This is a genomic window from Caballeronia sp. LZ043 (assembly GCF_031451075.1).
In the GTDB taxonomy this organism is placed as follows: Bacteria; Pseudomonadota; Gammaproteobacteria; order Burkholderiales; family Burkholderiaceae; genus Caballeronia.
Genome location: NZ_JARUXT010000001.1, coordinates 2,010,081 through 2,031,268 on the forward strand (window position 1 = coordinate 2,010,081; position 21,188 = coordinate 2,031,268).

Sequence of the window (21,188 nt, forward strand, 5' to 3'; positions counted from 1 at the left end):
GGGAACCAACATGCGTCAAATCACCCTTTCGCTCCGCGAAGAGACGATCGCTTCCTTGCAGCGCGACTTCGACGCCTTCCTGCGTCTGTCGCTGAAGCTGGATCCGCAGTTCGTCACACCGTCGTTCGAAGACTTCCTGCGGGCGATCCTGCTCGACAACCACACGCCGCTCACCGAGCAGGCCGTGCAGCGCATGCTCTCGCACGGCCAGTACGCGTGGGCCAAGCGCGCGCTCGACAAGGAGTTTCCGGATGTCGTCGAGATCCTGATCCGCCAAGCGGCCGAACATGGCTTCGCGTTCGCGATTCGCGCCGACTGGACCGCGGAAGATCTCGTCAAGGCGTCGCGCGAATGGGCGGCGGCCATCGTCACCGAAGCCAAGGGCGACGTGTCGCAAGTGGACATGCTGGCCTCGCAGATCAAGTCCGCGGCGGCGGACATTCGCGAAGTGGAAGAGAAGATGCAGACGCCCGCATGGCGCCTCGCCGATTCGCTGCGCCAGCGCGTCTACGAAATGAAGATTTCGGTGGAAACGAGCATCGGCTCGACGGCGCGCGAGAAGCTCGGTGAACTGCGCTGCCTGCTGCGGCTCGGCATCGTGTATGGCTCGATCCAGAAACAGGAAGCGCAGCAAGTGCTCGAAATGCTGCGCTCGCTGCGCCCGGAATTGTTTGTCGAAGAGCCTTACGACGGCTACACGCGCTTCGCCGCCTGGCTGCGCAGCATCTTCTCGCCGCCGCGCACGCCGCGCGCCTCGCGCGCGCAGCGCTGATCGCGCGCCCTTCTTACTCCCACATTCCCTTAAGGCGCGCCGCGATATCCAGCTTGGCCTTCGCGGCTGCCGCCAGCCCCGCCGCCGTCGGCGCCGCGGGCGCGACGACCGGCGGCCAGGCCGCCGCCTCGAAATGCGGCAGCAGATGCGGCGGAATGAAGCGCGTACGCTGCGCCCACACGTGGCGGTCGCCGAGATGCGTCTGGTTGTGCACGTAGAAGCGCTGCGGCGTGATGACATGCAGGTCTTCCTTCGCACGCGTCATCGCGACATACAACAGGCGCCGCTCTTCATCGATTTCCTCGTCGCTGCCAGTGCCCAGGTCGGACGGAATGCAGCCGTCCACGCCATTGAGCACGAACACGTTGCGCCATTCCTGGCCCTTGGCCGAATGGATGGTCGAGAGGATCAGATAGTCCTCGTCCAGCAGCGGCACGCCGGATTCGTCGCTGGTCGCGTCGGGCGGATCGAGCGTGAGTTCGGTGAGGAAACGTTCGCGCGTCGGATACGTCGACGCAATGCTCTCCATCTGCAGCACGTCGCCGATACGGATCGCCGCGTCCTCGTGATTGCGTTCGAGATGCGGCTCATACCAGCGGCGGATCATTTCGAACTCGGCCGGCCAGCCCGATTCGCGGCCGCACAGCTTCGCCATCAGCCCGACGAACCGCGGCCAGTCCTCGCTGGCGCGCGCCGGCGCCTGAAAACCGGCAATGGCCTGCGACGCCACCGCCTGCGGCGCGCTCACACTGTCGAGTAGCCGCCCGGCCAGCGCCGGCCCGATGCCCGGCAGCAACTGCGCAACGCGAAAGCCCGCGACGCGGTCACGCGGATTCTCGGCCCAGCGCAGCACGGCGAGCACGTCCTTGACGTGGATCGAATCGAGGAACTTGAGGCCGCCGAACTTCACGAACGGAATGTTGCGCCGCGTGAGCTCGATTTCGAGCGTGGCGCTGTGATGCGCCGCGCGAAACAGCACCGCCTGCGACTTGAGCTTCATGCCGCCTTCGCGCGCCTCCAGCACTTTCTCGACGACATAGCGCGCCTGATCGGCTTCATCGGCGACGCTGACGACGCGCGGCTTCTGCGCCGACGCCTTGTCGGTCCACAGGTTCTTCGTGTAGCGCTCGGACGCAAGCCCGATCACTGCGTTCGACGCCTCGAGGATCGGCTGTGTCGAGCGGTAGTTGCGATCCAGCGTGACGCTGGCGGCGGGCGGGTTGAAGTGGCCGGGGAAGTCGAGGATGTTGCGCACCGTCGCGCCGCGAAACGAATAGATGGACTGCGCATCGTCGCCGACGACGGTCAGGCCGCGTCCGTCCGGTTTCATCGCGAGCAGGATGGACGCCTGCAGGCGGTTGGTGTCCTGGTATTCGTCGACGAGCACGTGATCGAAACGGCTCGACAAGTCCGCCGCAACCGACGGCTCCGCCGCGAGATGCGACCAGTAGAGCAAGAGGTCGTCGTAGTCGAGCACGCTTTGCGACTGCTTGGCGTTGACATACGCGGCGAACAGGCGCTTCAGGTCGGCTTCCCACTCGCGGCACCAGGGGAACGACTGGTCGAGCACCGTGGCCAGCGACGCGCCGGTGTTCACGACGCGCGAGTAGATCGAAAAGCAGGTGGACTTGGCCGGAAAGCGCTTCTCCTTCGATGACAGGCCGAGCTCGTGGCGCACGAGATTCATCAGGTCGGCGGAGTCTTCGCGGTCGTTGATGGTGAACGACGGCGCGAGGCCGACGAGATCGGCGTAATCGCGCAGCAGCCGCGCGCCGACGCTGTGGAAGGTGCCCGACCAGGTCAGTCCCTGCGCGATGGCGCTGCGCGTGCCGAGCGCCTGGGTGGCGATGCGCGTCACGCGCCGGGTCATTTCGAGGGCGGCGCGGCGCGAGAACGTAAGGAGCAGGATGCGATGCGGATCGGCGCCTTTCACGAGCAGGTGCGCGACGCGATGCGCGAGCGTATTGGTCTTGCCGGATCCCGCGCCCGCGATGACCAGCAGCGGCCCGCCACGGCGATCGGGTTCATCGACACCGAATTCGACGGCCTGGCGTTGTGCCTCGTTGAGCTTCGCGAGATAGTCCGCGACTTGTCTGGCGGCGGCATCGGCAGCGGTGTCGGCGGTATCGGGGAGCGTGAGCACGGGAGATGGGACTGGCGGCAAAAGAGTGACGCACACTGTATATCCATACAACCTTCGCGCGCAAGTCTTTGCCACGGCTCAGCTTTTGGCCCCCAAAGACAAACGAGCCCGGTCCAACAGGAACCGGGCTCATGGCTCATCACGCCGATCAACGCGTTCAGACGATCAGTCAGCCTTCTTCGCGTTCTTCAGCTTGGCGTCCGCAGCGGCTTCGTTGGCTTCGGACTGGGCTTCGGTCTTCTTCTTGTCGGCCTTGGCCTGCGCGACAGCGGCGTCCTTGTCGGCCGACGCCTGCTTCTTCGCCGCCTTCTGATCGGCCTTCGTCATCGGCGCGTCGCTGGTGGTCTGCGCGAACGAAGCTGCGCTCGCGCTGGCCAGCGTCGCCGCGACAAGCGCGGCCATGAATGCCTTCGATCCTTGCTTCATAAGTCCTCCCTTGAACGTTTCCGCCTGGACAGCGACCCGCTTAGTGATCCGCTTAGTGCTGCAGTCCCGTGTCCTTCGGCGTGCTCGGCTCAGTGGCGTTCAGTTCGGCCTTGGCGGCGTCCTTGTCGGCCTTGCGATTGATCTTCGCATTCTTGACCTCTTCCTTGTAGTCGGCCTTGGCCTGCTGGCGCTGCGCCTTCAGTTCGGCCTTCGACGCCTTCTTCGACGCGCGATATTCCGCGTTGGCCTGTGCGTTGGCGTTGCGGCGCTGCACGAGCGGGTCCGTCGGAGCGGGTGCGACGAGGTTCTGCGGCGCCGGCGTTGCCGGTTGCTGGGCCTGCGCGGGCATCGCGTTGCCCGGCATCTGATTCGACATCTGGCCCGGCGCCGGCTGCATGGTCTGCGCCTGCGCGGGCGGGGGCGTCATGGGGGCCGGCTGCGTGCTTTGCGCGAAGGCGCTCGAAGCAGCGAGCGTGGCAATGGCGGTACCGATCAACAGATTGCGAGCTTGAGTCATGAGCGTGTCCTCTCTCTGGTTTGTGTGCCGCCGGAATGCGGTCCGCGCGGCGTTTGTCGATTTGGAAAGATGACCGAAGCTGTTTCAGTCAAACCGTCGGACCCGTCGGTGCGCGGACGAGTTCTCCAAAAGCTGTCATTGTTACCGACGGTTTCATCTGGCTACATTTGCCAACCAGACTGCTTTCGAACCGTTTACCGGGGTCCCGTTTGCGAAGAGCACGGCGCATGCCCGGCGCGCGGCGCCGGTGGTTTATGATGGACGCCTACTTCCTGCAATCCTGCTTCGCCCGTCATGCCGTCACTCCAATTCACCCTCACGGGCGACTTCGTCGAACTTCACAACCTGCTGAAGCTGATGGGTCTCGCGGACAGCGGCGGCTCCGCGAAAGCGCGCGTCGCCATGGGCGAAGTCACCGTCGACGGCCACGTGGAACTGCGTAAGACCTGCAAGATCCGCGCGGGCCAGGTCGTGAAACTCGACGGCCGGACCATCCGCGTGCGCGCCCCCGCGTGACGCATCGCGAAGCTTGAGCGCACGCGTCACGCGCTTGCCAAAAGCCCGGCATAAGCCGGCGCGTCATCGACAGGCCGCACGCGACGCAATAAGCTTGTCATCTTTCGTTTCGCGGCCTGGCCCCGGGAACGGCGCGGAATAATCCTGACGTCGGCACGGTCAGGAAGCTTGCGTCCCCACGCCGCGCCGCCACGCCGCCACGCCGCCGTGTCCTCTCCGTTTGATTCGCTCTCAACCATGCAAGCCCAGACCACGCGCGCGCAGCGCGCGCATCAAGGACCGCCGAGCCTCACCCGTCACGCCGCCGACACCGCGCGCCTCGCGGCGCCGCTCGCCATCGCGCAGCTCTCGCAGATGGCAATGGGCGTCACCGACACCATCCTGCTCGGCTCGCTCGGTCCCGATGCGCTCGCCGCCGGCGGCCTCGGCGCGAATCTCTTCTTCGTCGTCGTGACGCTGCTGCAGGGCGTGCTGACGTCGGTGTCGGTATCGGTCGCGCACGCACGCGGCGCCAACGCCGACGAGCGCGTGCCGAGCATCTACTGGACCGGCTTCGTGCTCTCGCTGCTGCTCGCAGTGCCCGCCTTCGTGCTGCTGTCCTATGCCGAAGCCATCCTGCTCGCGTTCCACGAACCGGCGCTGCTGGCGAAGAACGTCGGCGAATACTGCGCGGTGTTGCGCTGGGGCACGCCCGGCAGTTTGATCGGCGTCGGCATGATGCGCGCGTTCCTGCCGGCCATCGGTGCGGCGCGCAGGCTGCTGTGGGTGTCGATCGGCGGCGTGTTCGTCAACGGCTTCCTCAACTACGGCCTGATTCACGGCGCCTACGGCCTGCCGCGCGAAGGCTTTCTTGGCTCCGCCGCCGCGACCACCATCACCGTCTGGCTGATCGCGCTCGCACTCGTCGCGTTCCTGCATCTGCGGCCGCGCTATCGCCATTTCGTCACGCGCACGCGGCCGCGCCTGCCGCTGATGAGCGAACTGTTCAGCATCGGCTGGCCGGTTGCGATCACCTACGGCGTCGAATCCACGCTCTTCCTCGCCACCGGCATGATGGTCGGCCTGCTCGGCGAAGCGCCGCTGGCCGCGCACCAGATCGCGCTCAACGTGGCGTCGGTGGCGTTCATGGTGCCGCTCGCGATCGGTCAGGCGGCGAACGTGCGGGTCGGCTACTGGGTCGGCGCGGGCGTGCCGGTCGCCGCGCGCCATGCGGGCTTCGTCGCGCTGGCGCTGGGCGTCGGCTTCATGATGTGCTCCGGCCTCGTGCTGATCACGGTGCCGCACGCGATCGTCGGCCTGTATCTGAAACTCGACGATCCCGCCAACGCCCGGACCGTCGCGCTCGCCGCGTCGCTGCTCGGCGTGGCGGCGGTGTTCCAGATCGTCGACGGCATGCAGACCGTCGGCTCGGGCTGCCTGCGCGGCCTGCGCGACACCCGCGTGCCGATGCTCGCCGCCGCGTTCGGCTACTGGGGCGTCGGCTTTCCGACGGGCTATGTCCTCGCGTTCCATTTCGAACTGGGCGCGAAGGGCCTGTGGTGGGGACTCGCCGCCGGGCTCGCAAGTGTCGCCGCGCTGATGACGCTGCGGTTTCACCGCATCAGCCGGCGCTTCATCGAAACCGGCACGGCCCCGAACCCGGACGCCGCCGATGCCAGCGCCGCCCCGCACGGCCACGCGTGATGCCTGATAAGCAAATGAGCCACGTGACGAAATGCATGGCACGAATGCTTGGTTGGTGCGCGGCCCGTCCATGGTTAGGATGAATCCGTCTCCTCCTTGAGACATCTGTGACAGGGGTTGTCAGCCCGCCTTCGACCAGGCGGGCTTTTTTTTGTCCGGCCCTTTTGCCGCCCTCCTCGTTCGCCATGCCACCGACGTCGACAGGGCTGCCTCACGATTCCCCTTAGAATTGTTTCGATGACGTGGCGGGAGAACGCTTCTTGCTACGACGCTTCGTCCGCCACGTACACCAGAACGCAAGCGACGGACCAGTCGAAACAACGAGAACGAGGAATCGAAGTGTCGGAAAGCCGGGGAATGCAGCGAGCAGCACGGCGTGGCGCGCCGGGCGTGCGAAAGGATCGGCGCGTTGCGCCGCGAGGAATCATGTCAGGCGTGCGCGGCCTGGCCACGGCGCTGCTGGCCGCGACGCTGCTCGCCGCCTGCGCCACGCGCCCGCCCGCGACGGCGTTCGACCGTCCGGCAAGCCAGGCGCTCCCGCCCGACACCGCGACGCCGCTCGAAACCGCGCTGACGCCGCTCGAACGACAGCATCCGGAGCAATCCGCGGTGCGCCTGCTGCCGACCGGCACCGACGCGCTTCAGGCCCGCATCGCGCTCGCCCGCGCGGCGACGAAGACGCTGGACATGCAGTACTACATTGCCGAGGAAGACAACACCGGCAAGCTGCTGCTGGGCGCGGCGCTGTATGCGGCGGATCGTGGCGTGCGCGTGCGCATGCTGGTCGACGACCTGAATTTCAAGGACATCGACCGGATCATGGCGGCGCTCAATTCGCACGACAAGATCGAGATCCGTGTCTTCAACCCGTACGGCAGCGCGCAGCGCAGCTTTGCCGAGCGCACACAGAATTTCTTCACGAACCTGAATCACTTCACGCGCCGGATGCACAACAAGGCGATGATCGCGGACAACCAGATCGCGATCGTCGGCGGCCGCAATCTCGGCGACGAATACTTCAGCGCGAGCCCGACGCTGCAGTTCCGCGACCTGGACGTCTTCGCCGCCGGTCCGGTCACGCAGAAGATCTCCGCGAGCTTCGACGACTACTGGAACAGCCCGCTCTCCTACCCGCTGCGCGCGCTGAACAAGCAGAAGTTCGACCCCGCCGAGCTCGACAAGACCCGCGACGACCTGCGCGCGCACTGGCGCGCCCAGGCGGACCCGCTGAACGCCAAGCCCCTCAACGCGACGCCGCTGGCCCGGCAGATCGCGCGCGGGGAAATGGGCCTGGTGTGGGCGCCGACGGAATTCTGGGTGGATTCGCCGTCGAAGATCGAGCATCCGAGCGACGACTACCAGAGTCCGCCGATGAACCGCCTCGCGGAACTGCTCAAAGAAGCGCAGCGCGAGTTCCTGATCATTTCGCCCTACTTCGTGCCGCACGACGCCGGCGTGAACATCCTCTCCGAGGTGACGAAGCGCCGCGTGCGCGTCGCGGTGCTGACCAATTCGCTTGCCGCAACCGATGCCGTCGCGGTGCAGGCAGGCTACGCGCCGTATCGGATTCCGCTGTTGCAGCACGGCGTGGAACTGTACGAATTCAAGCCGCTGCAGGTGGCGGGCGAAGGCAGTCCGCGCGCGGGTCTGTTCGGCTCGCAGTCGCGCGCCAGCCTGCATGCCAAGGCCTATGTGATCGATCGGAGTATCCTCGTGATCGGCTCCATGAATCTCGATCCGCGCTCGGCGAAACTGAACACCGAACTCGCGCTCGTGATCCACGACGCGTCCATCGCCAGCCAGGCCGCCCAGCTGTTCGACCACGGCACCGATCCGAAAGTCAGCTGGCGGGTCCAGCTCGCCAGCGCGGCCGTCACCGAGGAGCTGCGGCGCACGGGAGCCCCGCAATCAGGGCTCATGTGGACCGCCGAGCAGGACGGCAGCCTCGTCACCTGGAATTTCGATCCCGAAGCAGGGTTATATCGCAATGCGATGACAGGCCTGTTTATGCTGTTGCCCGTCGACAAGCAGCTTTGATCCAACTTCGTAAGGACTTTCGAGCCATGACACAGAACGCGCAAGGCGACGTACGGATGGAGAAGGACACGTTCGGCGAGATCGCCGTGCCGAACGCCAAACTCTGGGGCGCGCAGACGCAGCGCTCGTTGCAGAACTTCAAGATTTCGACGGAAAAGCAGTCGCCCGAGCTGATCACGGCGCTCGCCGTCATCAAGCACGCCGCCGCCGAGGTGAACGACGAGCTGAAGCAGCTCGACTCGAAAAAGGCGAAGGCGATCATGCAGGCCGCGCAGGAAATCATCGACGGCAGGCATCCCGACGAATTTCCGCTCGCCGTGTGGCAGACCGGCTCGGGCACGCAGACCAACATGAACCTCAACGAGGTCATCGCGAACCGCGCGAGCGAGATTCTCGGCGGTGCGCGCGGTGAAGAGCGTCTCGTGCATCCGAACGACGATGTCAACCGCGGCCAGTCGTCCAACGACGTCTTCCCGACCGCGATGCATGTCGCCGCCGCCTACGGCATCGTCAAGCATCTGGTGCCGGCGCTCAAGACGCTGCGCAACACGCTCGACGAGAAATCGAAGGCGTTCGCGAAGATCGTGAAGATCGGCCGCACGCATTTGCAGGACGCGACGCCGCTCACGCTCGGCCAGGAGTTCTCAGGCTATGTCGCGCAGCTCGACCAGGGCATCCGCCACGTCGAGGCGACTTTGCCGCACCTGTACCAGCTGGCGCAGGGCGGCACGGCGGTCGGCACGGGGCTGAACGCGCATCCGCAGTTCGCGGGCAAGGTGGCGGCGGCGATCGGCAAGCTCACCGGCCTGCCCTTCGAGACCGCGCCGAACAAGTTCGAGGTCATGGCCGCCGCCGATGCGCTCGTCGCCGCGCATGGCGCGCTGAAGACCGTCGCGGCGAGCCTGATGAAGATCGCCAACGACGTGCGCTGGCTCGCGAGCGGTCCGCGCTGCGGGCTGGGCGAACTGTCGATTCCCGAGAACGAGCCGGGCAGTTCGATCATGCCAGGCAAGGTCAACCCGACCCAGTCCGAAGCCGTGACCATGCTGTGCTGTCAGGTCTTCGGCAATGACGTCGCGGTGAATTTCGGCGGCGCGAGCGGCAACTTCGAACTGAACGTGTTCCGGCCGATGATCGCGCACAACGTGCTGCAGTCCATCCGCCTGCTTGCCGACGGCGCGCACAGCTTCAACGACAACTGCGCAGTGGGCATCGAGCCGAATGAGAAGCGCATCGACAGCCTGCTCAACGAATCGCTGATGCTGGTGACGGCGCTGAATCCGCATATCGGCTACGACAAGGCCGCGAAGATTGCGAAGAAGGCGCACAAGGAAGGCACGACGCTGAAAGCGTCCGCGCTCGCGCTCGGCTTTGTGACCGAGCAGCAGTTCGACGAATGGGTCAAGCCGGGCGACATGGTCGGCGAGCCATAACGCGCGTCGTTCCGGCCATGCGGCGGGTTCAGACCTTGCCCGCCGCGACTTCCTCCGGCTTCAGCTCGACGATCGCATCGAGCGCGTCCTTCACGTCCATCGCATAGCGGGCGAGGCGCTGTTCCTCGTCGGTTTCCGGCACGAATGGAGGCACGGGCGTCGGGCTGCCTTTTTCGTCGACGGCGACGAACACCATCAGGCAATCGGTGGTCTGCTGCAACTCGCCGACTTTCGGATCGCCCGCGTGCACGGAGATATGGATGTGCATGCTGGTGCGCCCCGTCGCGACCACGCGCGCCCGCAGTTCCACCAGATTGCCGACCAGGATGGGCCGCCGGAAGCGGATATTGCCGACGCTCACCGTCACCGCGTAACGTCCCGACCACATGGCCGCGCAGGCATAGGCGGTTTCGTCGATCCATTTCATCAGCGCGCCGCCGTGCACCTTGCCGCCGAAATTCACGGAAGTCGGCTCGGCAAGAAAGCGGAAAGTGGTTTCGGCGCGGCTTTTCGGGGCAGCGGGGATGGGCGTTACGGCGGGCGTGTTCATGGGCGTCATCGTTGGAAGCGTGTGACGCCGATTATACGAAGCGAAAATGCGGCTAGTCGTGGACGGTGATGCCCTGGTCGACGGTGCCGTACATCGTGATGCTGCCGCCTCCGCCCGCCGATGACGACGGCCCGCCCGCACAGCCCGCGCACAATATCGCGAAGCCGAGGAGGCTCGCGAGAATCAGTCTGGTCATGGGAAATCTCCTGCTTTGAAATGCCAGCGGTCATTCTAGCGCCGCACGCATGCAACGACATTTCGGGATGCAGTGAAACATCGGTTGCGAAGTCGCGCTAGAGTGAACCGGTCCGGTCAACGGTTTCGAATCCACGCCATGAATACCGCACTCGATGTCACCGACGCGCGCACACGCCATTTTCCGGGGCTGTCGCGCATCGGCGCGCTGCTCGCCGATCCGGGCCGCGCCGCGATGCTCTGGTCGCTGATGGACGGCACCGCGCGTCCCGCAGGCGAACTGACGATGATTGCGGGCCTGTCGCCCTCGGCGGCCAGCGGGCATCTCGCGCGCCTCACCGAAGGCGGGCTGCTGGCGCTCGAAGTGAGCGGGCGGCATCGCTACTATCGGATTGCGACACCCGACATCGCCGCGGCCATCGAGGCGCTCGCCAATCTGGCGCGGGCCAGCGCGCCGCAGCGCACGCCCGAACGGCCGCCCTCCGCCGTGCCGCTCGAGATGCGCTACGCGCGCACCTGCTACGACCATCTGGCGGGAGAACTGGCCGTGCAGTTGTTCGACGGCATGCTCGCGCGCCACTGGCTTGCCGCTGTGGCCGGCCCGACCGAGGCTCCGGGCCCCACCGCCCTCGAGGCGACGCCTGACGGAGCCGAGGCGTTCGCGGCGCTCGGCATCGACCTGACGGCGCAGCGGGCGCGCAGGAGACGCTTTGCGTGTACCTGCATCGACTGGAGCGAGCGGCGGCCGCATCTCGGCGGCGCGCTCGGCGCGGCGTTCCTGACCGCCTGCGAGACGCGCGGCTGGATCGAACCGACGGCGAAGCGTCGCGTGCTGCGCGTGACGCCGTCCGGCCAACGTCACTTCGAAGACTTCCTCTCCCGCCGATAAGCTTTGTTACGCGCGCCTGTGCGCCGTTACAAACCGCATCGTACGGATACACGGCCGGGCGATACATTGATCCGACAGGCCGCGCGCACGGAAGGCGCCCGCATGGCGCACGGCGCGGCTGGCGGAGAAAACAATGAAGACCAGGACCATGTCGGCCGCGACACTTGCCGTGTGCGCGCTGTTGTCGCAGGCGGGGACGGGCGCGTTCGCACAGACGCCCTCGATGGCCGCCGCGCCGCAGAACGACTCCGGCGATCCGCCCGGACGCATCGCGCGGCTCAACTACATGGCCGGCACCGTGACGACCGAACCCGCCGGCGCCTCCGACTGGTCCTACGCGCAGATCAACCGCCCGCTCACGACCGGCGATCAGCTCTGGAACGACGAAAACGCACGCTCGGAGCTGCATGTCGGCTCGACGGCGGTGCGGCTGGGATCGTCCACCGCGTTGACGGTGCTCGCGCTCGACGACAACACCGCGCAGCTCAAGATCGCGCAGGGCACGCTGTCGACGCGCGTGCGCGAAGTGCCGCCCGGCTCGAACTATGAGATCGACACGCCGAACATCGCGCTGACCGTGACGACGCCGGGCGGCCTGCGCGTGGACGTCGCGCCCGATGGCCGCGCCACCACCGTCACGGTGCGCAGCGGCGGCGTGACCGTGTATGGCGACGGCGGCGCGATGCAGCTCGGCGGCGGCCAGCAGATCACCTTCGAAGGCACGAATCTCAGGCAGACGGCGGCGAACGCGGCGCCCGCGCCCGATGCCTTCGATCAATGGGCCGCGAGCCGCGATGCCGCCGAGGATCGCTCGGTCTCGGCGCGCTATGTATCGCGTGACATGCCCGGCTATCAGGATCTCGATGCCAACGGCACCTGGCGCACGGATCCGTCGTATGGGCCGGTGTGGGTGCCGAATGCCGTGTCCGCCGACTGGGCGCCATATCGGCAAGGACTCTGGGCGTGGCAGGATCCGTGGGGCTGGACCTGGATCGACGATGCACCGTGGGGCTTCGCGCCGTATCACTATGGCCGCTGGGCATTTGTCGGGTCGCAGTGGGCGTGGGTGCCGGGTCCGGATGCCGTTGCCGCGCCGCCGGCCTACGCGCCGGCGCTGGTCGGCTTCGTCGGCGATGGCGACGGCGGCGTCGACTGGAACGTCGCGCTTGTCGTGGGCGGCGTCGCGGCGGCGGGGCTCGCGTGGTTCCCGCTCGGGCCGGGCGAGCCGTGGCATCCGCATCGCGACGGGTGGAGCCCGCGCTACTACGAGCGGGTGAACCGGCATGTGTATGTCGATCGCTCGGTTCACATCAACAACACGTACATCAATTATCGCGAGCGACGCGGACTCACCGCCGCGCCGGCGAACCTGTTCGTGCGTGGCCAGCCGGTCGGACGCCAGCCGTATGCCATCGATCCGTCGCGTCTGCGCAATCCGCATTTCTTCGCGGGCACGCCGGGCATCGCGCCGACCCGCGACAGCTTCGCGCCGGGCGCGCGGCGTGCGGACTATCGGCCGCCGCAGGGCGGTTACACGCGTCCCGTCGTGGCGACACGCGCGCCGGTTGCGCCGCCCGCGTTTCAGGGCCGTTTTCCGCAGCATGGCGATGCGCGGGCCGTCGTGCCGCGTAATGAACCGGTACATCTCGTCGCGACACATGGTCCGGCTCGACAAGTGATCGCCGGTGGGGCTGCATTCAATGCGGCGCATGCACCGAATGGGTCGAACGCAGCGCATGGGCCGAATGCACCGAACTCGCCGCCGCCCGGCGCGCCGCAGCGGCCAGGATTCGCTGCTGCAGCGGTCGTCGGACAGCCGGTTCAGCAGCACGGCAATGGCGTGCCGCATCCGCCGCAACAGGCACAGTTCGGCGGCCCATCGCACGGATCACACGGCGATGCCGCATCAGGACATCCGTTCATCAACGCGCCTCATGCGCCGGCGCCACAGCAGGCACAAGTACAAGCACAAGCGCCTGCGCCGCATGCGCCGCAGGTCTATCGCGGCGCACCTCAAACGCCGATGCAACCGCAAGCGAGCTTTGCTCAACACCCGCCGACTCAGGCGCAGCCGCAGGCGCCGCAAGCGGGGTTCGCCCAGCACGCGCCGACGCAGCCGCAAGCACCCATTGCTCAGCACGCGCCACAGCCACAGCCGCAACCACAGCCTTATCACCCGACTCACGTCGAGCAGCCGCACGCGCCGACGCCGACGCCGATGCCGCAGCAGCAAGTCCAACGGCCGCCGGAGTTCCATCCCGCGCCCCAGCGTCAACCGATGCATCAGGAGGTGCGCCAGGCACCGCCACAGATGCAGCAACCGCATCGCGAACCGCCGCAAGCGCAACAGCAGCCCCATCCGCAATCGCAGCCACAACCGCAGCAAGCCCAGCAGCCTCAACACGGCGGCGGCAACGATCATCATCGAAGCTGAGCGTCGTCTGAAATGAAAAACGCGCGGCCGAAGCCGCGCGTTTTCCGAACCTCGGACCGCTTGAAACAGCCGCTTACACCGCCATCGGCGCGGTGAGCGGCTCGTGGTGCCGATAGCCTTCGAGCGCGAAGTCCGTCGGCTCGATCTTCTCCAGCCATTCGGGCTCGTAGCGCTTCGTGACCGCGTAGTCCGGCACACGGTCCGAGATGATCAGCTGCGGCGACGGATACGGCTCGCGCTTCAATTGCTCCTGCAGCATGTCGAGCTGGTTTTCATAGATGTGCGCATCGCCGATGAAATAGCTGAACCAGCGCGGCGTGTATCCCGTCAGCCGGCCGACCAGATGCAGCAGCGCCGCGCCCTCGGTCAGATTGAACGGTGTGCCGAGGCCGACATCATTGCTGCGGATATACAGGCACAGCGAAATCTCGCGCGTGGTCGCGTTGGGAATGAACTGGTACAGCAGGTGGCACGCGGGCAGCGCGATTTCGTCGAGCTTGGCGGGATTCCATGCGTGAAACAGGATGCGCCGGTCGGTCGGACGCTCGATGATCGTGTCGAGACACTGGCGCAGCTGATCGATTGCCTTGTACAGCAGCACCTGTTCGCGCCCGTTCTCGCTGAAGCTCGTGACGAGCTGATAGCCGCGGTTGGTGGCATCGGCAATCTGGTCGCCGGAACGCGCATCGACCAGCTTGTAGGCGGGCCACTTGCGCCACTGCACGCCGTAGACATCGCCGAGATCGTCCGGGCCCTGACGATAGGGATTCTCGAGCCACTGCGGATTGTCGTTGGCGTTGGCGTCCCACACCTTGCAGCCGAGCGCGCGGAAATCCGCCGCGCTCTTCGACGCGCGCAGGAAACCGACCAGCTCGCCGATCGCCGACTTGAACGCGAGCTTCTTGGTGGTGACGGCGGGAAAGCCTTGTTGCAGGTCGTAGCGCAGCATGGCGCCGGGGATGCTGATCGTGCGAATGCCCGTGCGGTTTTCCTGCCACGTGCCGGTATCGAGGATCGTCTGGACGAGCTCGAGATACTGTTTCATTCGATGTTCCTTGGGAATGCCGCGCGCCCTCGCGAACGGAAGGCGGAAAGAGCGATTCTACCAAGCGCGCAGACACCACGCTCGCGATGCCATGCCGCCGACGCGGCAATGCAAAACGGGCGCCGTGGCGCCCGTTCGAGGAATTCGGCGGCGGCAGTCAGCCGCGTGTCGCGTGCTCCGGAGGCACGTCGACTTCGATATGACGCATGCCGTGCGCGCTCAACAAGCGATACAGCGTCACGCGCGAAATGCCCAGTTCATGCGCCGCATCGCCGAGACGCCCGCGGTGCCGCAACAGCGCAAGTTCAATCGCCTGGCGCTCGGCCGCCTCGCGCGCCTGCGCCAGCGATACCGGCGCGACTTCCACGTATTCGCCGAGTTCGAGATCGCGCGCGGTGATCTGGCGCCCTTCCGACATCACGATGGCCCGCCGCACGCGATTGATCAACTCGCGCACGTTGCCCGGCCAGCCGTAGTTATGGATCGCGGCGATGGCGTCCGGCGAAAAACCCCGCAGACGACGGCTCGCGTCCTTCTTGAAGCGATCGAGCATGTGCTTTGCCAGCAATTCGATGTCCTTGCCGCGCGCCCTGAGCGGCGGCTCGTCGATCTGCAGCACGCACAGCCGGTGATACAGGTCGGCGCGGAAACGCCCTTCGATCATTGCCGTCTGCATGTCGACGTGCGTCGCCGAGATGATGCGCACGTCCACCGGCGTCGAGCCGTGGCCGCCCAGGCGTTCGACCTTGCGTTCCTGCAGGAAGCGCAACAGGCTCGCCTGGCTTTCGAGCGGCAGGTCGCCGATTTCGTCGAGGAACAGCGTGCCGCCGTTGGCTGCTTCCACCCGGCCGATCTTGCGCTGATTGGCGCCGGTAAAAGCGCCGCGTTCATAGCCGAACAGCTCCGATTGCAGCAGATGCGCGGGAATCGCGCCGCAGTTGATCGCGACGAACGGCTGGTCGCGGCGCGCGGAACGTTCGTGGATGGCAACGGCAGTGAGTTCCTTGCCGGTGCCCGATTCGCCGGAGATGAAGACGGGCGCGTCGGTCATCGCGACCTTGCGGATGGAGCGGAACAGCGCCAGCATCGCGTCGCACGAGCCGACCATCTCGCCTTCCGCGCGGCCTTCGCTGCGCGCGTCGTTGGACGCCGCATCGTGCAGCGCCACCATGCCGTACGCATGCCCGACGGAATCGACGACACGGTCGTTCGACGTCGGCAGCGTGACGTAATCGAAACAATAATCGCGAATCAGGCGCCGTACGGCGGAGTCTTCCAACTGGCCCGCGACGGTCGCCGCCACCCAGCCCACATTGGTCATGGTCAGCGACGATTCGAACGCCGCCAGTTCATGCGATTCGAAATGGCTCGACAGATCGAGCAGACCGCCTGTTGCCACGTCATTGCGCAAGGCCTTGCGCGTGTCGCGCGCGCTCGCGACGATTTCGATGTGCCAGCCGCGCTCCTCGAAACGCGCGCACAGCGTCTCGCTTGGATCGCGAGTCACGTATATGAGTTGCCGCCGAGCGACGTCCATTATTCAGATCCTTAGTTCAACGTTCGTTGAAAAGGTCGCGTAGTCAAGGCTCGCGCTACATCGCAGACTTCGTTGTCCTCGCATGTTTGCCAGTGCATTTTCAGCAGGACTTGCAGTTCGATACGTCGCCCCCGGGACTTGGCGCGGAACCCCTTGCACCCTTCCACGAAACCCTTTATGTCTGATTCTGTGCCGTTTTTGAGAGACTACTATAACCCAGAAACCCCGAAAACAAATATCGCCCGAGGCGAACGAAAGCGCCACAAAACCCTGACAGGACGGGCTTGGCAAGAATTTCTCACATATTTATTAAAAGCTTTGCGCACAATTTGATACGACAAAATCTTATACCGGAATCGCACGGACTTCAGGTTTTTCTGACGTGACGTTTCACCATTGAAACGTTTTCGCGTGTTATTCAGGTGGCATTTCCCGCAATATTTCCGACCCGCTTTACCCCTCAACGGATCCGCCCGGATGGCACGCATCTCGCATAAGTTGCGCAGTGTCGGAGCGTAAAAACATCATATTTGCCGAACGTGCGTACAAAACTCATACGACTATCATCGTTCGCATAATCGCCTTTACCGACGCGATGATTACTTTATTTCCAGATGTCTTCCGAGTCCGGGAATAGTTACCTTGGGTTATGTCGTCAAGATGGCACTCGATAGTTCATTCCAGCGCGCCGATTCCCGCGATACGCATTCAAGCGATCCATTGGAAAACGACGATCCGCAATCGTTGCACGCCGCCGTCCGCCCGGGCGGCGCCGGCATCAGCGTGAGGCTGTGGGACGAAGCCCCTCCGGCGTCGGACGCGCCTTCGGCGCCGCTCGCGCCCATGGCGTTCGATGACGAACCGCCGCCGTCCTGACGTCCAACGCCCGCACGGGATCGGTCGGTTAGAATCGAAGGCCCGGCAGCGCGGACCGCGCGCGCCGCTTGCCTCGACTCCGACCTTCCCATGACGACGCTGACCCTGATCGTCGCCCGCGCACGCAACGGCGTGATCGGCCGCGACAACCAATTGCCCTGGCGCCTGCCCGAAGACCTCGCCTTCTTCAAGCGCACGACGATGGGCGCGCCCATCATCATGGGCCGCAAGACGCATGAATCGATCGGCCGGCCGTTGCCCGGGCGGCGCAACATCGTGGTGTCGCGCGATGCCACGCGGCGTTACGAAGGCTGCGACGTCGTGACGAACCTGGAAGCCGCGCTCGCGCTCGAACCGGCGCAGGAAGCCTTTCTGATCGGCGGCGCGCAGTTATATCAGGACGGCTTCGCACGGGCGGACAAGCTGATCGTCACCGAGATCGACGCCGATTTCGACGGCGACACCCGCTTTCCCGCGCCCGATCCCGAGTTGTGGCGCGAAGTGTCGCGTGAGCCGCATCGCGCGGCGGCGCCGAACGACTTCGCGTTTGCGTTCGTGACCTACGAGCGCATCGCGCCGTCGGAATGACAAGATGACGAAATGACAAAGCCCCGGCATGACCGGGGCTTTGTCTTTGCAGCGTCGAAGCCGGACAGTTACTGACCGGCCACCGTCATCCGCTCGATCAGCACCGAACCGATCTCCTTCGTGCCGCGCACCACGGTGTCCGCGCCGATCGCCTCGATGTGGCGGAACATCTCCTGCAGCGTGCTCGCCACGGTGATTTCCTCGACGGCATGCACGATCTTGCCGTTCTCCACCCAGAAGCCCGACGCGCCGCGCGAATAATCGCCGGTCACGTAGTTCACGCCCTGCCCCATCAGTTCGGTCAGCAGCAGGCCCGTGTCGAGTTTCTTGAGCATCGCCTCGAAATCGTCTTCCGGCTTCGTATGCGAGCTGCGCATGCTCAGGTTGTGCGAGCCGCCGGCGTTGCCGGTGGTCCGCATGCCGAGCTTGCGGGCCGAGTACGTCGACAGGAAATAGCCCTGCACGACGCCGTCGTCCACGACGTTGCGGCGCTGCGTGCGCACGCCTTCCTCGTCGAACGGCGCGCTGCCCATGCCGCCCTTCACGTGCGGATCCTCGACGATCTGGATATGCGGCGCGAACACCGGCTTGCCGAGACTGTCGACCAGGAACGTGGTCTTGCGATACAGCGCGCCGCCGCTCACCGCCTGCACGAACGCGCCGAGAATGCCGGCCGCGAGCGGCGCCTCGAACAGCACGCGGCATTTGCGCGTGTCGAGGCTCTTCGCGCCGAGACGCGCGAGCGCGCGTTCCGCCGCGTAGCGTCCCACCGCTTCCGGCGCGGCGAGGCTGGCGGCGTCGCGCTTCGACGTGTACCAGTCGTCGCGCTGCATGTCGCGGCCCGCTGCGGCAATGGGCGCGCACGCGATGTAGTGCCGCGAGTACGGATAGCCCGCCATGAAGCCGCGCGAGGTGGCGAGCACGAACTGCGAGTGCTGCGCGGAGACGCTCGCGCCTTCCGAATTGGTGACGCGCTTGTCGACAGCGAAGGCCGCGGCCTCGGCGCGGCGGGCGATGTCGGCGGCTTCTTCGGCGTCGACGTCCCACGGATGATAGAGATCGAGATCCTGCGGCGACTGCTCGAGCAGTTCCTCTTCGGCAAGACCCGCCGCGCTGTCCTCGGCCGTGAAGCGCGCGATGTTGTACGCGGCGGCGACCGTGTCGCGCAGCGCGTCGCGGGTGAAGTCGGCGGTGCTCGCGTTGCCGCGCTTCTTGCCGATGAACACCGTCACGCCGACCATCTTGTCGCGGTTGTGTTCGATGGTTTCGACTTCGCCGCGCCGCACGCTCACCGACAGGCCGTCGCCTTCGGAGATTTCAGTGGCGGCATCGCTTGCGCCGAGCTCTTTCGCGTAGCGCAGGATGTCGGAGGCGATCTCCTTCAGTTCGTCCTGCGTATGCGGGAAATAGCGTTGCTTGACGTCCATGTCTGCTGCCATGTTGGTTGCCTTTGGAAGTCGGGCGCCGCGCGCCCGCGCATGTCGTGGTTGCTTCGGATTTCCCGGACTGACGCGCGTTGAAGCGGACGTCGGACAGCGGGACTGGCGTATCCCGCGATCATAGCAAGGAGCGCGCGCATTCACCCGCAGGTATCGCGGCTGTAGGGTGCGGGAGCGCCGGGCGCCGCACGGCTGCAAGCTACAATGTCGGGATGAACCGTAAAACCCGCATTCAACCGATCGATGCCGGCCGCGACGACGCGCCCGACGCCGACGAAAACGGCTACGACCGTCCGAGCAAATCCCAGCTGAAGCGCGACATGCACGCGCTGCAGGAGCTGGGCGCGGCGCTCATTGCATTGCCGAAAGACGCGCTGAAACGCATGCCGATGCCCGAGGCGCTCGGCGACGCCGTGCGCGAGGCGCGCCGTATCACCGATCACGAAGGCAAGCGCCGTCAGTTGCAGTATGTCGGCAAGCTGATGCGCTCGCTGCACGACGACGAAACCGCCGCGCTGCGCACGGCGCTGGACACCTTCCGCGGCGTGAACAAGAGCGAAACGGCGCGTCTGCACTGGATCGAGCGCACGCGCGAGCAACTGCTCGCCGACGATGCCGCCTTGACCGAATTCATCCGCAATCATCCGGGCGTCGATCCGCAGGAAGGCCGCACGCTGATCCGCAATGCACGCAAGGAGCGCGAGCAGCAGAAACCGCCGCGCTATTACCGCGAGCTGTTCCAGTGGATCAAGACGGCGGCGGGCGTGGACGAAGATGAAGACGACAGCGAGCGAGACGAGGACGGCCGTGATGACGACACCGAAGCGTAATCACCCGGACGAGCTGATCGTCGGCCTGGTGTCGATCAGCGACCGCGCGTCGCAGGGCGTCTATGAGGACAAGGGCCTGCCGTCGCTGGAAGCATGGCTCGGCGAAGCGCTTGCCACGCCCTTTCGCGCCGAAACCCGCCTGATCCACGACGACGAAGCGACCATCTCGGCGACGCTCGTCGAACTCGTCGATACGCTCGGCTGCGATCTCGTTCTGACCACGGGCGGCACCGGCCCGTCGCGGCGCGACGTCACGCCGGAAGCCACGCTCGCTGTCGCCACGAAGCCGATGCCCGGCTTCGGCGAACAGATGCGTCAGATCAGTCTGAATTTCGTGCCCACGGCGATACTGTCGCGCCAGGTCGCGGTGATCCGCGAGACGGCGGATCATGCCGCGCTGATCATCAACCTGCCGGGCCAGCCGAAGTCGATCCGCGAAACGCTTGAAGGCTTGAAGGACGCTGACGGCACGCAGATGGTGCCGGGCATTTTCGCGGCGGTGCCGTATTGCATCGATCTGATTGGCGGGCCGTATATCGAGACGCGGCCCGACGTGGTGACCGCGTTCCGTCCGAAAAGCGCGCGGCGCGCGCCGCAGGCGTGATTACGGCGTGCCGGCCGCGGACGCGGATGCCGACGCCGCCGGAATCAGGAAGTGCTGGCGGTAGTACTTGAGTTCGTCGATGGACTCGTGGATGTCGGCGAGCGCCGTGTGCATCGCGCGCTTCTGGAAGCCCTTGTAGATGGCCGGCTGCCAGCGGCGGCACAGTTCCTTGAGCGTGCTGACGTCGAGATTGCGGTAATGGAAGAACGTTTCCAGCTCGGGCATCCAGCGCGCCATGAAGCGGCGGTCCTGGCAGATGGAGTTGCCGCACATCGGCGACTTGCCCGGCGGCACGTACTGGCCGAGGAACTCACGAATCTGCCGCGTGGCTTCGGCTTCATCGACGGTCGACGCCTTGACGCGCTCGATCAGCCCCGAGCGGCCGTGCGTGTTGCGGTTCCACTCGTCCATGCGGCCGAGCGTTTCGTCGGACTGATGGATGGCCAGCACCGGCCCTTCCACGAGCTTGTCGAGCGTCGAATTCGTCACGACCACCGCGATCTCGATAATCTTGTCGTTGTCGGGATCGAGGCCGGTCATCTCCATGTCCAGCCACACGAGATTCATGTCGCTGCGCACGAGCGTGTTGTCATCGGCGGGCTGCGCGGAGTCTGGAGCGGCGGAGAGTTCGGTCATGAAAGCGGCCTGAAGGAGAGAAAGCCGCGACGGAACGG

At 65.8% G+C, this 21,188-nt stretch carries 20 protein-coding genes; 11 read left to right on the plus strand and 9 right to left on the minus strand.

The window, feature by feature from the left end; translation table 11 throughout:
* The first annotated feature begins 10 nt into the window (after positions 1–10).
* Positions 11–772, plus strand: a complete 762-nt coding sequence (locus QCE64_RS09135; protein ID WP_309809209.1) for a DUF4088 family protein — start codon at positions 11–13, stop codon at positions 770–772.
* A 13-nt stretch (positions 773–785) separates the two neighbouring features.
* Here the strand turns inward: QCE64_RS09135 and QCE64_RS09140 are convergent, their stop codons facing one another.
* From QCE64_RS09140 to QCE64_RS09150, 3 genes are all read right to left on the minus strand, one after another.
* Positions 786–2,915, minus strand: coding sequence for an ATP-dependent helicase (locus tag QCE64_RS09140; RefSeq protein WP_310003510.1), 2,130 nt, complete (start codon positions 2,913–2,915; stop codon positions 786–788).
* A gap of 165 nt (positions 2,916–3,080) precedes the next feature.
* Entirely contained in the window at positions 3,081–3,341 is a 261-nt protein-coding gene (locus QCE64_RS09145) for a hypothetical protein (protein ID WP_309917490.1), read from the minus strand.
* Positions 3,342–3,393: 52 nt separating this feature from the next.
* The gene (locus QCE64_RS09150; protein ID WP_309917492.1) at positions 3,394–3,858 is read right to left on the minus strand and encodes a hypothetical protein; all 465 of its coding nucleotides are present in this window, start codon (positions 3,856–3,858) and stop codon (positions 3,394–3,396) included.
* 294 nt (positions 3,859–4,152) lie between these two features.
* On the opposite strand from QCE64_RS09150, the gene QCE64_RS09155 reads away from it, so the two are divergent.
* The 4 genes from QCE64_RS09155 (at position 4,153) to fumC (ending at position 9,527) form a co-directional block, all read left to right on the plus strand.
* Complete coding sequence (locus QCE64_RS09155; protein WP_309917495.1) at positions 4,153–4,374, plus strand: RNA-binding S4 domain-containing protein; 222 nt, start codon at positions 4,153–4,155, stop codon at positions 4,372–4,374.
* A 237-nt stretch (positions 4,375–4,611) separates the two neighbouring features.
* Positions 4,612–6,057 (plus strand): MATE family efflux transporter, encoded by a 1,446-nt coding sequence (locus QCE64_RS09160; protein ID WP_310003512.1) that lies wholly within the window; start codon positions 4,612–4,614, stop codon positions 6,055–6,057.
* Positions 6,058–6,414: 357 nt separating this feature from the next.
* Positions 6,415–8,094, plus strand: coding sequence for a phospholipase D family protein (locus QCE64_RS09165; RefSeq protein ID WP_404987312.1), 1,680 nt, complete (start codon positions 6,415–6,417; stop codon positions 8,092–8,094).
* 26 nt (positions 8,095–8,120) lie between these two features.
* A complete protein-coding gene (fumC, locus tag QCE64_RS09170) occupies positions 8,121–9,527 on the plus strand; it encodes a class II fumarate hydratase (RefSeq protein ID WP_309917502.1) in 1,407 nt (468 codons plus the stop codon).
* A gap of 28 nt (positions 9,528–9,555) precedes the next feature.
* Here fumC and QCE64_RS09175 read toward each other — a convergent pair whose 3' ends face one another.
* Together QCE64_RS09175 and QCE64_RS09180 are read right to left on the minus strand one after the other, a co-directional pair.
* Positions 9,556–10,077, minus strand: coding sequence for an acyl-CoA thioesterase (locus QCE64_RS09175; RefSeq protein WP_309917505.1), 522 nt, complete (start codon positions 10,075–10,077; stop codon positions 9,556–9,558).
* 52 nt (positions 10,078–10,129) lie between these two features.
* Positions 10,130–10,273, minus strand: a complete 144-nt coding sequence (locus QCE64_RS09180) for a hypothetical protein (RefSeq protein ID WP_309917507.1) — start codon at positions 10,271–10,273, stop codon at positions 10,130–10,132.
* Between the two features lie 138 nt (positions 10,274–10,411).
* On the opposite strand from QCE64_RS09180, the gene QCE64_RS09185 reads away from it, so the two are divergent.
* Both QCE64_RS09185 and QCE64_RS09190 read left to right on the plus strand, forming a co-directional pair.
* Entirely contained in the window at positions 10,412–11,161 is a 750-nt protein-coding gene (locus tag QCE64_RS09185) for a helix-turn-helix transcriptional regulator (protein ID WP_309930512.1), read from the plus strand.
* 133 nt (positions 11,162–11,294) lie between these two features.
* Entirely contained in the window at positions 11,295–13,595 is a 2,301-nt protein-coding gene (locus QCE64_RS09190; RefSeq protein WP_310003514.1) for a DUF6600 domain-containing protein, read from the plus strand.
* A 73-nt stretch (positions 13,596–13,668) separates the two neighbouring features.
* Here the strand turns inward: QCE64_RS09190 and QCE64_RS09195 are convergent, their stop codons facing one another.
* On the minus strand, positions 13,669–14,640 hold the full coding sequence (locus QCE64_RS09195; RefSeq protein ID WP_309809228.1) for a thymidylate synthase: 972 nt from the start codon (positions 14,638–14,640) through the stop codon (positions 13,669–13,671).
* Positions 14,641–14,797: 157 nt separating this feature from the next.
* Positions 14,798–16,177 (minus strand): sigma-54 dependent transcriptional regulator, encoded by a 1,380-nt coding sequence (locus tag QCE64_RS09200; protein ID WP_309917512.1) that lies wholly within the window; start codon positions 16,175–16,177, stop codon positions 14,798–14,800.
* Between the two features lie 720 nt (positions 16,178–16,897).
* Here QCE64_RS09200 and QCE64_RS09205 point away from each other — a divergent pair.
* Together QCE64_RS09205 and QCE64_RS09210 are read left to right on the plus strand one after the other, a co-directional pair.
* A complete protein-coding gene (locus QCE64_RS09205; protein WP_310003516.1) occupies positions 16,898–17,053 on the plus strand; it encodes a hypothetical protein in 156 nt (51 codons plus the stop codon).
* A 90-nt stretch (positions 17,054–17,143) separates the two neighbouring features.
* Positions 17,144–17,641 (plus strand): dihydrofolate reductase, encoded by a 498-nt coding sequence (locus tag QCE64_RS09210; RefSeq protein WP_309917518.1) that lies wholly within the window; start codon positions 17,144–17,146, stop codon positions 17,639–17,641.
* Positions 17,642–17,709: 68 nt separating this feature from the next.
* On the opposite strand, the gene pmbA is transcribed toward QCE64_RS09210, so the two are convergent.
* On the minus strand, positions 17,710–19,080 hold the full coding sequence (pmbA, locus tag QCE64_RS09215) for a metalloprotease PmbA (RefSeq protein ID WP_309917522.1): 1,371 nt from the start codon (positions 19,078–19,080) through the stop codon (positions 17,710–17,712).
* A 212-nt stretch (positions 19,081–19,292) separates the two neighbouring features.
* Here pmbA and yjgA point away from each other — a divergent pair, with 212 nt between their 5' ends.
* Entirely contained in the window at positions 19,293–19,910 is a 618-nt protein-coding gene (gene yjgA, locus QCE64_RS09220) for a ribosome biogenesis factor YjgA (protein ID WP_309917525.1), read from the plus strand.
* Positions 19,891–20,514 (plus strand): molybdopterin adenylyltransferase, encoded by a 624-nt coding sequence (gene mog, locus QCE64_RS09225; RefSeq protein ID WP_310003519.1) that lies wholly within the window; start codon positions 19,891–19,893, stop codon positions 20,512–20,514. Before yjgA ends, mog begins: the two co-directional genes overlap by 20 nt.
* On the opposite strand, the gene orn is transcribed toward mog, so the two are convergent.
* The gene (gene orn / locus QCE64_RS09230) at positions 20,515–21,150 is read right to left on the minus strand and encodes an oligoribonuclease (RefSeq protein WP_309809245.1); all 636 of its coding nucleotides are present in this window, start codon (positions 21,148–21,150) and stop codon (positions 20,515–20,517) included.
* Between the last annotated feature and the right edge of the window lie 38 nt (positions 21,151–21,188).